Below are 941 nucleotides of genomic sequence, written 5' to 3'. Positions count from 1 at the left end.
GAGTAGACTACTATTCAGATCCGATTCGGATACATAGGCTCCATAATCAATCAGAAGTTGAACGACGGCAGGGTTCATATTCCTAATAGCAGTCTTTATTGGCTTACCATCACCATGGTTGGAGTCCGCCCCATACTGGAGCAGCAGCTCGATCATCTTCACATTGTTGTGTTGCAGGGCAAGGTCTAATGGGGTTCGCCCATCATCAGGATTCTCGTAATTAGTTCTATCGCCTTTTATTAACCAATATTTGACCTGTTCACTTCATTGTTCCTAGCCCCCAAATATACGTATAACCCTCTAATCGTAACAATGTCGACCCGATTCATATTCTCCTGCCAGACCACTTCACCTTCTACACTCTCTCCTAGGAACCGAAGTGGGACGAAGGTGGTATTGTCGATAATCTTTGGTGCGATGGATAGCTTCTTTGCTTTTCCGTTGACCGTTGCACTGGTAGAGTTAATCGTCATTGTGATCTTCTTGTTGTCCTTCGTACCAGAGATAGTCTGGGTATCTTCGTTCCAATCCAACGAGATTCCTAACCTCTCATAGATCGGACGCAATTGAACCAATGTATTCCCGTCTTCTACGAGAGGAGGTTGTGAGAATTGCACTTGAACTCCGTTGACATACACAGTCATTGGTCCAGTCGCAAAAGATTTAACAGGTAGTACCATAACGACGCACATCAATAAGATCAGCAAAGTAATTACATACCTAACAGCTAGTTTTCGTTTCATCAAGAGCGTCATCTCCTCATTCTTAATCGTTCAATAAGCACACAAAAAAGACCAGATGCAATCGGCGACCCGGCTGCCTTATCAAAGATCGTGCGTCATTAACGCAGTTTCGTTGGTTTAGGCCCGTGGCTTTGCGTCCCCACCTTTCGGATGGGTTTGCCTTTTCAATTTCATTTGGTCAGTTCACTTCTTTTTACT

At 44.2% G+C, this 941-nt stretch carries 2 protein-coding genes and 1 riboswitch; both genes read right to left on the bottom strand.

What is annotated here, in order from left to right; genetic code table 11:
- The coding region (locus tag AC1DWB_RS36145; protein ID WP_477545868.1) for an ankyrin repeat domain-containing protein at positions 1-240 on the bottom strand (240 nt) is incomplete at its 3' end.
- Positions 240-743: a copper amine oxidase N-terminal domain-containing protein gene (locus AC1DWB_RS36140; RefSeq protein WP_477545867.1), complete on the bottom strand. Its 504-nt coding sequence runs from the start codon at positions 741-743 to the stop codon at positions 240-242. The genes AC1DWB_RS36145 and AC1DWB_RS36140, both read right to left, overlap by 1 nt.
- Before the next feature lie 60 nt (positions 744-803).
- A riboswitch (cyclic di-GMP riboswitch) is annotated at positions 804-914 on the bottom strand.
- Positions 915-941: the final 27 nt, after the last annotated feature.

It is taken from the genome of Paenibacillus sp. P4_E11 (assembly GCF_056401635.1).
The sequence above is the reverse complement of the archived record's forward strand: the minus strand, read 5'-3'. Positions and strand labels throughout refer to the sequence as shown.